A 12567-nucleotide genomic window follows, 5' to 3' on the forward strand; every position below is an offset into this window, starting at 1 on the left:
CTTTCTCTCGTCTTCAAGGCAGTTCCGATTGCGTCGGCCACCAGCGTCGACGCAGTTCGAAGTGCTTCTTTTACAACACCTTCACCAGACAAACTCCACGAGACAAACAAGGAGCTGACGTGACCAGCGAAAAAATTCAGCGCGTCGGCGTTATCGGCGCCGGAATCATGGGTGCCGGAATCGCCGAGGTGTGCGCCCGCGCACATGTCGATGTTCTGGTCTTCGAGCAGACTCGCGAGCTTGCAGCAGCCGGGCGTTCACGCATCCTGCGTTCGCTCGACCGCGGCGTGAGCAGCGGAAAGATCACAGAACGTGAGCGTGAGCAGGCCGCATGGCGTCTGCGTTTCACCTCCGATCTGGGAGATTTCGCGGACCGCCAGCTCGTCGTGGAGGCCGTCGTCGAAGACGAGAAGATCAAGAGCGAAATCTTCGCCGAGCTCGACGCGGTCGTGACGGACCCGGATGCGGTTCTCGCATCCAACACGTCGTCGATCCCGATCATGAAGCTCGGCATCTCGACCAAGCGTCCCGAGCGAGTCATCGGTATGCACTTCTTCAACCCGGTTCCGGTCCTGCCGCTCGTCGAATTGGTGACGACGCTCAAGACCAGTGCCTCCGTCTCGCAGCGCGCCGAGGCTTTTGCCAGCGACATCCTCGGCAAGCAGGTCGTCCGCAGTGCCGACCGCTCCGGCTTCGTCGTCAACGCACTCCTGGTGCCGTACCTGCTCTCGGCGATCCGCATGGTCGAGTCTGGCTTCGCGACCAAGGAAGACATCGACAAGGCAACGGTTCTCGGCCTCGCGCACCCCATGGGTCCGCTGGCTCTGACGGACCTGGTCGGACTCGACACCGTCAAGTCCATCGCCGACTCCATGTACGAAGAGTTCAAGGAGCCGCTGTACTCCGCTCCGCCGCTGCTCCTGCGTATGGTCGAAGCCGGATTGACCGGCAAGAAGTCCGGCGCGGGCTTCTACGAATACGCCGACAACGGTCGCTCCACCAAGCAGGCAAGCTAAGGCCCAAAGCCCCTGTGCGCCTTTCTGGTAGTTCCGGCTACCACAAAGGCGCACAGGGCGCTCGCGCCCCTCGGTTAGAAAGGTCGACCGCATGTCCAGCAGCACTGCAGCATTCGGCTCCAGCGTCCTGGGGTATCCGCGCATCGGGCCGCGCCGTGAGCTCAAGCGCGCCCTCGAGTCCTACTGGCACGGCACTTCGGACAAGGACGCACTTCTCGCGGTCGCCAAGGAACTCCAGGAATCGACCTGGAGCGAATTGGCTGCGACGGGACTGAGCCAGGTTCCGGGCAACACCTTCTCCTTCTACGATCACGTGCTCGACAATGCGCTGCTCTTCGGCGCAGTGCCGGAGCGGTTCAAGCCGCTCGAGGGCGCCCTCGATCCGCTCGATTTCTACTTCACGATGGCCCGCGGTCGCCCGGACTTCCCGCCTCTCGAGCTGGTGCGCTTCTTCGGCACGAACTATTACTACCGTCAGCCCGAGATCGACGCGAACACGGTGTTCTCGCTCAACTCGGAGGCACTTCTCGACGAGTTCGAACGCGCTAAGGCGCGCGGCATAGAATTGCGCCCCGTCATCATGGGGCCCGTCTCGCTGCTTCTGCTCTCGAAGGTCGGACCTGCCACCGAGAAGTCCGATCCCAACTTCACCCCGCTCGACTTGTTGGACGCGCTCCTGCCCGAGTACGAGAAGCTCTTCGAGCAGCTCGCCAAGGCCGGTGCCACCTGTGTTCAGTTGGACGAGCCTTCGGTGACCGAGGACCGCACCCCCGAGGAGCTAGCCGCTCTTGGACGTGCGTACGAGAAGCTGTCGACGGCTCCGCTCCGCCCACGCCTGTTGGTGACGGGTCCGTACGGCAAGTTCGGCGAAGCCCTCAACATCTTGGCGCCCACCAAGATCGAAGCCTTCGGTCTGGACTTGGTGCACGGCAAGATCACGGCCGAGGAACTGGCCGCAGTGCCGAACATCAAGCGCAAGCGCATCTACGCGGGCGTCGTCGACGGTCGCAACGTCTGGCGCGTCGACCGGTTCAACACCTTGACGTACCTGAACGAACTCAAGGACGTTGTGCCCGACCTCGTCGTCTCCACGTCGTCGTCGCTGCTGCACGTGCCGTACGACGTGCTCTCCGAGTACGACATTCCGGGAGACGTCGCAGACCGTCTGGCTTTTGCGAAGCAGAAGGTCGGCGAGGTCGTCTCCCTGGCGAAGGCACTCACCGAAGGTCCTTCGGACAAGTGGCGTAAGCGTCCGACGAAGGTGCACTTCAAGCTCAAGCACGCTGTCCGTGCTCGGGTCAACGCGATCAAGCCCGAAGATCGTGTGCGTGCACCGTACGAGGAGCGTCGTAAAGCCCAGCAGGAACGGTTGAACCTGCCCTTGGTTCCGGCCCAGACATTGGGTTCGTTCCCGCAGACCGACGCGATTCGCCAGGCTCGTTACGAACTCGGCCAGGGGCGTTTGGAGTGGGACGACTACTACAAGCGCATCCAGGAAGAGATCGAGCGCACAATCCGTCTGCAAGAGGACATCGGTCTCGATGTCTTCGTGCACGGCGAGCACGAGCGCAACGACATGGTCCAGTACTTCGCCGAACTGCTCGAGGGCTATGCCTTCACGCACAACGGTTGGGTTCAGGCCTACGGATCTCGTTGCACGCGTCCGCCGATTCTCTACGGCGACATTGCACGTCCGAAGCCGATGACGGTCGAGTGGATTGCGTACGCGCAGTCGCTGACCGACAAGCCGGTCAAGGGCATGCTGACGGGTCCGGTCACCATGATCGCCCGTTCGTTCGTTCGTCAGGATCAGCCGCTCTACGAAACGGCAGAGCAACTGGCACTTGTCATTCGAGACGAAATCGCGGATCTCGAAGCTGCCGGAATCGCCATCATCCAGGTGGACGAGCCGGCAATTCGTGAACTGCTGCCACTGCGTGAGGACGGCCGGGAGGCCTACCTGGAGTGGGCCGTCGACGCGTTCCGTCTGGCAACAGGTGGAGCGAAGCCGGAAACACAGATCCACACACATCTGACGTACTCCGCTCGGTCGTCGGTGGTCGACGCCATCGAACGGTTGGACGCCGATGTGACGGCTATCGTCGCGACCCGCTCCATCACGTGGGTTCTCGAAGCACTCAAGGAAGGCGCGCTCACGCACGGCGTCGGCCCCGGTGTGTACGAATCTCGTTCGGCTCGGATTCCCGACATCGACGAGCTCGACGAATTGCTCACCGAGGCAAGCGAATCGATCTCTCTCGATCGTTTGTGGGCCAACCCGGACGGTGGCCTCAAGACCCGCCATCCATGGCAGCTCGAGCCTTCGCTGCGCAACATGGTTGCGGCCGCGAGGCGCCTGCGTCGTCGCGCCGAACAAGCGGAGCGCGACGCCGGGTAAGTCACGTCAAGAACACGTCATGGAGGGGCCTGCGATTTGCAGGTCCCTCCATGCACGGGTAGGCATGTGTGCATGGTTACTGCTGCTGCTTACGCCGCGACGTCCGCTGACGGTCCGCTCGAGAAGACCACCGTCGAACGCCGCGAGCTCGGTCCACTGGACATTCTCATCGACATCAAATTTGCCGGCATCTGCCACTCCGACATCCACACCGCTCGCAACGAGTGGGGCGGAGCCAAGTACCCGATCGTCCCCGGACACGAAATCGCCGGTGTCGTCGCCGCCGTGGGTTCGGACGTCACCAAGCACAAAGTCGGCGACCGCGTGGGCGTCGGCTGCTTCGTCGACTCCTGCGGAGAGTGCGACGCCTGCCTGGCCGGCGAAGAGCAGTACTGCCGCAAGGGTGTGACCGGTACGTACAACGCCACCGGACGCGACGGCGAGCGCACTCAGGGTGGCTACTCGACGCACATCGTCGTCACCGAGCATTTTGTTCTCTCGATCCCCGAGGGCATCGAACTCGACGTTGCCGCGCCGCTGCTGTGCGCCGGCATCACCTTGTACTCACCGCTGCGGCACTGGAATGCCGGCCCCGGCAAGAAGGTCGCCATCATCGGGTTCGGCGGCCTCGGTCACGTCGGTGTGAAGATCGCCAAGGCGCTCGGCGCGGAAGTCACCGTCCTGAGCCAGACGCTCGGCAAGAAGGAAGACGGCCTTCGTCTCGGTGCCGATCACTACTACGCGACCAACGACCGTGAGACGTTCAAGGCTCTTCGTGGCGAGTTCGACCTGATCCTCAACACGGTCTCGGTCAACCTCGACATCGACGCCTACATGTCCTTGCTCGCCATCAACGGCACTCTCGTCGAACTCGGCCTGCCCGAGAAGCCGATCGAAGTTCGAGCATTCTCGCTCGCCGCAAACCGTCGTAGCCTCGCCGGCTCCATGGTCGGCGGTATCCCGCAGACACAGGAGATGCTCGACTTCTGCGCCGAGCACGGCATCGGCGCAGAAATCGAACTGATCCCGGCGAGCGACATCAACGACGCTTACGAGCGCGTGATCAAGAGCGACGTCCGATACCGATTCGTGATCGACACCGCAACAATCTGACCACCTCAGTCACGTTCAGTCGAGTTGCTCGCGAAGATTACTCAATGTCTTCGCGAGCAATCTCGACACGTGCATCTGGGACACACCGACTTTCTCGGCGATCTGTGTCTGCGTCAGGTTTCCGAAGAATCTGAGCATCAACACCGTCCGCTCTCGTTCGGGCAGCTTGTCGAGAAGTGGACGTAGTGCCTCGTGATTCTCGACGTTCTCGAGTGCGGCGTCGTAGTCACCGAGTGTTTCCACGAGCGGAAGATCGTCGGTGTGATTGGACGCGGCACCGTCGACCGAGACGGTCTGGTACGCGTTGCCGGCGATCAACGCCTGGGCAACTTCTTCACGTTCGATCCCCAACGTCTCGGCCAACTCGTCGACGGTCGGCGCGTGCCCGAGTTGTTGTGACAGCTCGCTGATGGCTTGCCCGAGTTGGAAGTGCAACTCCTTCATCCGGCGTGGAACCCGCAATGCCCAACCGGTGTCGCGGAAGTGTCGTCGAACTTCGCCCATCACGGTGGGAACCGCGAACGAGACGAAATCGGATCCGCGCGTGGAATCGAAACGGTCGACGGCGTTGACCAGACCGAGGCGCGCCACCTGAACCAGATCGTCGTGTGCCTCGCCGCGTCCGTCGAATCGTCTGGCGATGTGTTCGGCCAACGGTAGGCACCTGGTGATCAGTGCGGTGCGCACTCGTTCGTACTCCGGACTGTGGGGCTCGAGGGTCCGCATTTCCTCGAAAACGGGTATGACGTCCCGATATTCGTCGGTGGACCGCCGGCGCGGGCGTGACGGGCCGTCTGCGGAAGCGGTCACAGGCGCCCGCTGAGGGCCTTGGTGAACTTCATGGTCGTGATGTAGCCGACGCCGCCCAGGTTCTCTTCCTGGTCGAGCGAAATCGAATCGGTGAGTTCGGTGAGGATGTGCCACCCGAACGATCGCTGAGTGCTGTCCTCGTACTCCGTGGTTGTCGTCGATACGGATACGTGCAGTTGCGGGGGAGTGAACACGAACCGACACACCAGAACCGAATCAGGCGCAGCACGAACAATCAGATGCGTACAGATTTCGTCCATGGCCAATTTGATGTCGGCGATGGCGTCGAGGTCGAAGTTTTCCTGAATGGCAACAGTGGCGGCCAGTGCACGCAAAATCGACAGCTGATCGAGAGTCGCTTGAATCCTCAACTCCACAACTGGCTGAGTCTGATCCTGATCGGGCTCGAGTGCGCTGAGGTGTGCCATAAGTTCTCCGGATCGTCGTACCAGGGGTCGCGGTGAAGTCTGGTGCCGAGAACGATACCCATCTCGACCTTCACAGTGACCCCCGAACACGAAATTTGGTCGATGGTGGTGCCGGGGTAAACGACACGATTCTGCTCACGACCGTTGGCGATCGCAACATCGGATTACCTCGCGGAACCGCAGACCAAACCACATTTTTGTTCGGAACACCGAAACGAATGGTCGCAACGCACTTGTGACGCCGGTCATGCTGGCGTACTGTTTCAAACCGAGGTTGAGCACACAGCCGATGAGGGATTTATCCGTAATTCTGGAGACCCGTTCATCGTGCGGCTCCTTCGGAGGTCCCTTCTCTTTTGCAGAGTGTAAACCGTTGCGGGATGGGAGAACCATGACTGTTGTTCCAGGATCATCTATTTCAGGCTTTACGAACGCGGCGAAGGGATCGGTAGATTACGGACCTCCCGCGACCGGGACAGCGACTTCATCGTTTCACGCGCACCGCATCAGTGCACATACCGCTGTGATCCACGTTCGTGGCGAGATCGACCTGATGAGCGCCAATGCTTTTCGTGACTTCTTGACGTACCACGTTGCCGCGGACCGGACGCTGGTTGTCGATCTCTCCGAACTCGAATTCATGGGGACGTGCGGCTTGTCCGTGCTGTCGGTCCTGTCGACGCGATCACGCGACGTGGGCGGCACACTCGCGCTCGTCTGCGCCCGCCCGGTTCAGAGGCTACTCAAAGCAGCTGGTCAGGAGTCGATGTTTGCCTGCTACGAGTCGCTGGATCATGCAATCGGACTCGAAGAGACCCGACGTTTCCCGGCTTGATATCGCCCTTTCGCCGATAGTTTCGAGTCACCTACAGTTTCGAGTCACCTACAGTTTCGAGAAATCAGCTTCGTAGAGCCCGTCAGCGTCAGTGCACTTCACTTCGGTGAGTGCCCTTGTGTTGGCGGGCTCTCGGCGGTGCTGTGACGCAGCGGCCGTAGGTTCGGACCACCTCGGTGGCGACGTGATCCCATGAATACGATTCGCACGCTCGGGCCCGACTCTGCCGTGCAAACGCCGCGCCCTCGTCTTCGTCGTCGAGAAGATGCCGGACCGCGCGCGCGGTTTCCACGGGGCTGTTCACCGGCACCCGACGCCCCGTGAGTCCGTCGATCACCGTATCCCGCAGTCCGCCAACAGGAGTCGCGACTACAGGAACTCCGCACGCCATCGCTTCCAGCGCCGCGATTCCGAAAGGTTCGTATCTGGGGGTGCATACGAGGGCGTCGGCCGACCGCATCAGTTTCGGTAGTTGGCGGTGCGGAACCCGTCCCAACAATTGGACTCGATCTGCGACGCCGAGCCGCTCGGCGAGCTTGACCAAGCGGATCGCAACCTCGTCGGTGCTCAGTTGCGCGACGGGTGGCCCGCCGATCACCACCAACTCCGTGTCCGGCAGCGAAGCCAGCGCGGCGACGGCAACATCGAAGCCCTTCTGCTCCACCAGCCTTCCGACGCAGATCAATCGATGCGGCGCGGTCTTCTTCGCGGCGGGTCCCTCCGGGGTGAACGCTTCGGTATCGACGCCCGAGGGCACCATCGTGGTCCGTGATCGTGGTGACCCCTGCCGAACCAGATCGAAGATCTCGTCCGAACTTGTCGCGATCACATGGGTTGCGCCCCTGGCGATCAATGGTTCCAGGTGAGTCCGCTCCGATGGACTGTCGTCGGCTGCTCCGAGGTGTCGGTGCGCCGCAGATCCCAGGGAATGGAATGTCTGAAGTACGGGGATGCCGAGTGAGCGGGTCGCGAGTTCCGTTGCCACACCAGACATCCAGAAGTGCGAGTGCACCACATCGGGTCGGTCGGTACTCCACTGAGCGCGCAGAATGCTGGCAAAGGTGCCCAGGTGGGGGAGTATTTCGGCGTCCGGGAGAGCGTGTGTCGGTCCGGCTTCGAGATAGTCGACGGAGTACCCGGCGCGGGCGCGAACGCGGTCCGGTCCACCGACGTGTGCCCGCCTGGTGAAGACGGTGACATCGTGTCCGGCGCGAACCAGGGCCGCGGACAGTTCGTCGACGTGCAGGTTCTGTGCACCGGCTGCCGAGCAGCCCACCGGTGCGAGTGGATCGGCGTTCACCGACACCATGGAGATCTTCAGCATTCGTCCGGGAGCCATAGCGGGCGAGTACTTCATCGGGTCCCCTCTCCACTTGATCGGTTCGTCTGGGGATACCCGGAGTCCGTGATCTGAACCGGGTTTCGGCGCGGTCAGCGCTGGGCACATTCCAAACACGATGGCGAGGAGTGAGGTTCGATGACAGAACAAATGCTGGTCGACGCAACCGTCGGACTCGGGTTCGAGCGGTACGTACAACGGGTGGCGGTCGGCGTGGGGGCCGGCATAGAGCAATGGTGTTGCAGGCGCGAGCATCCTCTGGAGGCCTACATCGCGTTGGATCGAACTGTGCCGCGTTTCCCTGGGCGTGAGGTGGCGTTGCTGTGGGAGGAGACGTGCGGTTGGGCCCTGGCCGTGGAGACTCGTTCAGGGGAGGACCTCATCGTTCTCGGATATCTGGGCGCACACGCAGTGCCGACCCCGGACGCCGTCGCCGACTTTGCCGCGACACTGGGCACGCGCAGCCCGCACTGGGTCATGAACAGGCCACTGGCGGATTCGGACGAGACCGCGCGAGAACTACGGAGCTACTCCGGAAGTGCTTACGCCTGAATAGTATTGAGGTCCGATCAGCTCAGTTGACCACGTCCAGGATGGGATCGAGAACCGGAGTCGCTGCAGCCTCGACGGCAGGATCGTCCATGAGTTTGAAAACGATGTGACCGCCGAGCGCGCCACCGACACCGACCGCGGTGAGCCCCAGCACCGACAGAACTCGCGCCAGCGCGAGTGAATCCTTGCCGCGTAGCCTGTACGACGCGGCAAAAGACCAGATCCCCACAGCATTCGATGCGGCGTGTACCAGCCCCACACGGCGTGCGACGTCGCCACGTTCGGACCAGTCCAGCCAGCCTGTCAGCAAAGCCGGCGGCGTCGAGACCAGTCCGAGCCCGATCAACCGTCGTGCAGTCTGCGGATCGCCTGACACGTCGAAGATCAGCGAAGCCGTCCACGCGCCCGCGGGAATGGTCACGAGGGCGGGATGGATGGGATGCCCGACGAGGGCGCCGCGCAGAAGTGCGGCGACAGTACGCGATCTGTCGGATCGCTCGGTGATCTGGAGGATTCGGCGTCTGATGCCAGTGGACGGACCGTCCAGTCCGCGCGCCGATTCGATTCCGCGGTAAAGAGTTCCGATGTCCATGCAATTCGGCTACCCGGCGTAGACGTCGGGAAACCTCACGACAGGAGTGTCTTGTCGACCGTCATGCTCCGGCGTACGGTCGAAACGAAAGAGATCCGACCGGAGGAGCGAACGATGAAGCTCAATCTCTTTGCAGCGTGGGCGTCGTATTTCCTGGTGCTGGCCACAGTTGTCTGTCTCGGCAGCTTTCTCGTGGCCGCCGGTTCAGGGCACGGTGGTTGGGCGTTGATTGCCGGGCTCGCCGGCGTCGCGTCCATCGGACTGGCGGTTGCCCTGTACACCAGCACCGTTCATCACGACCACAAAGTGCACCGCGAATCCCCACACCTGTTCTGATCAGGACTGCTTCTGATCAGGACTGTGCCAGTCGCGCTTTCTCCGCCTCGATGTCGAAGTTGGCAGGCGGCCAGTCGAGATCGAGCTTTTCCAGAGCGTCGATCAGTAGCTCCGTGACCGCAATTCGGCTGTACCACTTCCGATCACACGGCACGACGTACCACGGCGCGTGCTCGGTCGACGTCTTGTCGAGCATTGCCTGATACGCCTGTTGATATGCAGGCCACAAACCGCGTTCGGTCACATCACCCGGGTTGTACTTCCAGTACTTGTCCGGGCGGTCGAGCCGCTCTTCGAGCCGCTTCTTCTGCTCGTCGAGCGAGACGAACATCGCCACCTTCACGATGGTGGTTCCGGCGTCGACGAGTTCCTTCTCGAACTGGTTGATCTCGTCGTAGCGCGCGCTCCAGACATCCTCAGGGACAAGATCGTGGACACGCACGACCAGGACATCCTCGTAGTGGGAGCGATCGAACACACCGAGATAGCCGCCGCGGGGGAGTTCCTTCTTGATCCGCCAGAGGTAGTGATGTTGCTTTTCCTCTTCGGTCGGGACGCCGAAGGCCGCGTGCTGAACTCCCGAAGGATCCACGTGACCGATCACGTGTCGGACCATGCCACCCTTGCCTGCGGTGTCCATTCCTTGCAGGACCAGCAGGATGGAACGGCTGTCCCCGGACCTGCCGTTGGCGTAGAGCAACTCCTGCAGGTCGGACAGGACCGCGCCGCGCTCCTCGAGTAGACGTTCGCCGTCAGCTTTGTTTCCGGTGAATCCCGGAGTGCTGTTGCGATCGAGTTGATCGAGTTCGAACCCGGGCTCCGCCCGCAGTGTCTTGGCGGCCGGTGTTTCCCACAGCGAGTCTTGTGCCATGCCGAAAGAGTGCCACAGGATCGACCCCTGTGGCTCGAAAGTTCGGTCTCGGGCGAGTCAGTCCTCGGCAGGCTTGACGAGGGGATGCGGAACCGACTTGAACTTGGCCGGTGATCCGTTGACCGCAGCAATGCCGGTGATGCCGCCCCACGTCATCATGGTGAGGTAGTCGATCAGCGATTCTGCGGACATCGACTTGTTGGAGATCCACCAGTGCGTCGCGAGCTGAATTCCGCCGACGATCCCGAACGCCCACGGCAGGGAACCGCCGGAATCCATCTCCATCTCGCGAAGACGATTGCCCAACACCGTGGAGAGCAATTCGGCGATCATGCGCTCGGAATCGGCAACGACGTCGCGGTTGGCGCCGGCGCCGTTGGCCATGACGTAGAGGTAGATGTCGGGGTCGGATGCCACCGTCTCGACGTACGCGGTGATGCTGGCCTGGGTGAGTTCGAAATCGTCGAGATCACCGCTGATCGCTTCGTAGATACGCGGCGACAGGATGGTCTCGACGTACCGCATCATCGTGGCGGTGGTGAGGTCGCTCTTGTCGGCGAAGTACCGGTAGAGCACGGTCTTGGACACACCGATCTCGGACGCGATCTCGTCCATGCCGATCTCACGGCCGCGGGCCCGGATAGCAGCGATGGTGCCGTCGACGAGTTCCTCGCGGCGAGCGATCTTGTGTTCGCGCCACCGACGCTTGCGACCGTCGGATTTCTCGGGCTTCGCATCAGCAACGACTGGGCCGTCTACCTGCTCGTTGTCCTGCACGGCATTCTTGGCCACGAGTCATCTCATATCTGTGGTGCGAGCCACGTCCGATCGGTCTACTTTCTGGTCCAGCTTAATGTCCGTGCCTTTATCTCGGGCACTCACATCCGCGGTTCGGGGGATTAAGTCCTAGCGAATCGGACATCGTGTCGCTCGCGCTACGCCGCGTCACACCTTTCGGCACAATGGCGAGGGTGCAGCAACTGAGCCTCTCCGCCTTCGACGACGCCGCCAAGCGTCGGGACCTTCGCAAGATGAAAGTCTTCGCCACTGGCCTCCTCGGCTTCGCGACGGTGGTCTACATCTTCTGCCGGTGGCAGGAATCCCGCGGCGCCGGAGAGTGGGTCGGGTACGTCCGGGCCGCGTCCGAGGCGGGCATGGTCGGCGCGCTTGTCGACTGGTTTGCCGTCACCGCGCTCTTCCGTCATCCGATGGGGCTTCCCATCCCGCACACTGCCATCATCAAGCGTAAGAAAGACCAGCTCGGAGCCAGTTTGAGCTCGTTCGTCGGTCAGAACTTCCTGGCTCCCGAGGTTGTGTCGGCCAAGGTGCAGCAGGCGCAGATTCCGCTCCGCCTCGGTACGTGGATGGCTGAACCTGCCAATGCCGCTCGCGTCGCCGCCGAGACGTCGACGGTATTGCGCGGGATGGTCGAGGTTCTTCGCGACGAGGACATTGCCCAGATCATCGACAACACGATCGTGAAGCGGCTGGCCGAGCCCATGTGGGGACCGCCGATCGGCCGAGTGCTCGGGGAGTTGCTCAAGGACAACAAGCAACTGCCGATCATCGAATTGCTTGCCGAGCGCGCGCATCAGTGGGCACTCGGCAGCCAGGAGACGATCGACCGTGTGATCGTTCGCGATTCGCCGGCGTGGTCGCCGAAATTCGTCGACGCGATGCTGGGGGAGAAGATCTACAAGGAACTCGTCGAGTTCACCTGGAAGGTCCGTTCCAACCCGGAACACGAGGTACGTCTCGCCGCCAACCGCTTCCTGATCGATTTCGCCGATGATCTGCAGAACGACCCGGAGACCATCAAGAAGGCCGAAGGGATCAAGGCGGAGATCATGGGCCGCGAGGAAGTGACGGGTCTGGCGTCCTCGACGTGGCAGGTCGCCAAGCGCCTCATCATGGAGTCGGTCGACGATCCGAACAGCACCCTGCGGACCAAGGTCGCCGAGAACGTGGCCGGCTTCGGAATCAGGCTGCGAGACGACGAATCCATGCGTGAGAAGGTCGACGGCTGGCTGGTGCAGGGCACCAAGTACATCGCGGAGAACTACACCGACGAGATCACCGGAGTCATCAGCGACACGGTCGAGCGGTGGGATGCCGACGAAGCGAGCCAGAAGATCGAGCTGCAGGTCGGTCGAGATCTTCAGTTCATCCGTATCAACGGCACCGTTGTCGGCTCGATCGCCGGGCTGCTGATCTACACGATTTCGACGCTCATCTTCGGCTGAGCTGTCCGGTATGTGACGTCCACCACGAGTGCTA

The 12567-nt window shown here is 62.0% G+C and carries 13 protein-coding genes; 7 read left to right on the top strand and 6 right to left on the bottom strand.

Annotated features, from left to right (window positions below; all coding sequences use genetic code 11):
• The first annotated feature begins 119 nt into the window (after positions 1–119).
• The 3 genes from ACKAMS_RS01080 to ACKAMS_RS01090 all read left to right on the top strand — a co-directional run bounded on the left by ACKAMS_RS01080 (position 120) and on the right by ACKAMS_RS01090 (position 4527).
• The gene (locus tag ACKAMS_RS01080) at positions 120–1016 is read left to right on the top strand and encodes a 3-hydroxybutyryl-CoA dehydrogenase (protein WP_003941541.1); all 897 of its coding nucleotides are present in this window, start codon (positions 120–122) and stop codon (positions 1014–1016) included.
• A gap of 91 nt (positions 1017–1107) precedes the next feature.
• The gene (metE, locus tag ACKAMS_RS01085) at positions 1108–3414 is read left to right on the top strand and encodes a 5-methyltetrahydropteroyltriglutamate--homocysteine S-methyltransferase (protein WP_019744430.1); all 2307 of its coding nucleotides are present in this window, start codon (positions 1108–1110) and stop codon (positions 3412–3414) included.
• 72 nt (positions 3415–3486) lie between these two features.
• Positions 3487–4527, top strand: a complete 1041-nt coding sequence (locus ACKAMS_RS01090; protein WP_019744429.1) for an NAD(P)-dependent alcohol dehydrogenase — start codon at positions 3487–3489, stop codon at positions 4525–4527.
• 15 nt (positions 4528–4542) lie between these two features.
• Here ACKAMS_RS01090 and ACKAMS_RS01095 read toward each other — a convergent pair whose 3' ends face one another.
• The gene (locus ACKAMS_RS01095) at positions 4543–5337 is read right to left on the bottom strand and encodes an RNA polymerase sigma factor SigF (RefSeq protein WP_020906739.1); all 795 of its coding nucleotides are present in this window, start codon (positions 5335–5337) and stop codon (positions 4543–4545) included.
• On the bottom strand, positions 5334–5765 hold the full coding sequence (locus ACKAMS_RS01100) for an anti-sigma factor (RefSeq protein WP_020968899.1): 432 nt from the start codon (positions 5763–5765) through the stop codon (positions 5334–5336). Before ACKAMS_RS01100 ends, ACKAMS_RS01095 begins: the two co-directional genes overlap by 4 nt.
• Before the next feature lie 391 nt (positions 5766–6156).
• Here ACKAMS_RS01100 and ACKAMS_RS01105 point away from each other — a divergent pair, with 391 nt between their 5' ends.
• Positions 6157–6600: an STAS domain-containing protein gene (locus tag ACKAMS_RS01105; RefSeq protein WP_269670425.1), complete on the top strand. Its 444-nt coding sequence runs from the start codon at positions 6157–6159 to the stop codon at positions 6598–6600.
• Positions 6601–6688: 88 nt separating this feature from the next.
• Here the strand turns inward: ACKAMS_RS01105 and ACKAMS_RS01110 are convergent, their stop codons facing one another.
• Positions 6689–7957 (bottom strand): glycosyltransferase, encoded by a 1269-nt coding sequence (locus ACKAMS_RS01110; RefSeq protein WP_020906742.1) that lies wholly within the window; start codon positions 7955–7957, stop codon positions 6689–6691.
• Positions 7958–8077: 120 nt separating this feature from the next.
• Here ACKAMS_RS01110 and ACKAMS_RS01115 point away from each other — a divergent pair, with 120 nt between their 5' ends.
• Positions 8078–8491 (top strand): DUF6292 family protein, encoded by a 414-nt coding sequence (locus tag ACKAMS_RS01115; protein WP_047889780.1) that lies wholly within the window; start codon positions 8078–8080, stop codon positions 8489–8491.
• A 22-nt stretch (positions 8492–8513) separates the two neighbouring features.
• Here ACKAMS_RS01115 and ACKAMS_RS01120 read toward each other — a convergent pair whose 3' ends face one another.
• On the bottom strand, positions 8514–9083 hold the full coding sequence (locus tag ACKAMS_RS01120) for a DUF2231 domain-containing protein (RefSeq protein WP_020906743.1): 570 nt from the start codon (positions 9081–9083) through the stop codon (positions 8514–8516).
• 114 nt (positions 9084–9197) lie between these two features.
• Between ACKAMS_RS01120 and ACKAMS_RS01125 the strand changes: the two genes are divergently transcribed.
• Entirely contained in the window at positions 9198–9419 is a 222-nt protein-coding gene (locus tag ACKAMS_RS01125; RefSeq protein ID WP_020968904.1) for a hypothetical protein, read from the top strand.
• A 16-nt stretch (positions 9420–9435) separates the two neighbouring features.
• Here the strand turns inward: ACKAMS_RS01125 and ACKAMS_RS01130 are convergent, their stop codons facing one another.
• The gene (locus ACKAMS_RS01130; protein ID WP_019744420.1) at positions 9436–10290 is read right to left on the bottom strand and encodes a polyphosphate kinase 2 family protein; all 855 of its coding nucleotides are present in this window, start codon (positions 10288–10290) and stop codon (positions 9436–9438) included.
• 57 nt (positions 10291–10347) lie between these two features.
• Positions 10348–11082 (bottom strand): TetR/AcrR family transcriptional regulator, encoded by a 735-nt coding sequence (locus ACKAMS_RS01135; RefSeq protein WP_003941527.1) that lies wholly within the window; start codon positions 11080–11082, stop codon positions 10348–10350.
• A gap of 170 nt (positions 11083–11252) precedes the next feature.
• Between ACKAMS_RS01135 and ACKAMS_RS01140 the strand changes: the two genes are divergently transcribed.
• The gene (locus ACKAMS_RS01140; RefSeq protein ID WP_408988503.1) at positions 11253–12533 is read left to right on the top strand and encodes a DUF445 domain-containing protein; all 1281 of its coding nucleotides are present in this window, start codon (positions 11253–11255) and stop codon (positions 12531–12533) included.
• The last annotated feature ends 34 nt before the right edge of the window (positions 12534–12567 follow it).

Origin of the sequence: Rhodococcus sp. 5A-K4, from assembly GCF_046097995.1 — a bacterium.
Taxonomy (GTDB): Bacteria; Actinomycetota; Actinomycetes; order Mycobacteriales; family Mycobacteriaceae; genus Rhodococcus_F; species Rhodococcus_F erythropolis.